The organism is Peptococcaceae bacterium 1198_IL3148 (genome assembly GCA_036763105.1).
Classification (GTDB): domain Bacteria; phylum Bacillota; class Desulfotomaculia; order Desulfotomaculales; family Desulfohalotomaculaceae; genus JBAIYS01.
In genome coordinates this window covers 1-269 of the sequence record JBAIYS010000063.1, presented here as the reverse complement: position 1 = coordinate 269, position 269 = coordinate 1, and the positions used below count along the sequence as shown (strand labels likewise).

Here is a 269-nt window from a genome sequence, read left to right as displayed (position 1 = left end):
TGAAGTCGTAACAAGGTAGCCGTATCGGAAGGTGCGGCTGGATCACCTCCTTTCTAAGGAGTACCTCGTTAAAACGAGAACTCTGGTCGATCATCCATCTCTTAACACTGTTTAGTTTTGAGGGATTTAAAAAATCCTTCTGTCATGTAGGGGCTCGATTTATCGCGCCCACTAACAAACGTTGTTTGTTAGACTAAACTGTTTCGCCATGTGCAAACGTTACTTGGCGGGCTCAATGAATTGAGCCCCTACAAAAAGCGTTGCATGAA

Annotated in this window: 1 rRNA gene; it reads left to right on the top strand. The window is 44.6% G+C overall.

Features of this window, described 5'->3' with window-relative positions:
* Positions 1 to 53, top strand: a 16S ribosomal RNA gene (locus tag V6C27_14905); the annotation flags it as partial.
* Positions 54 to 269: the final 216 nt, after the last annotated feature.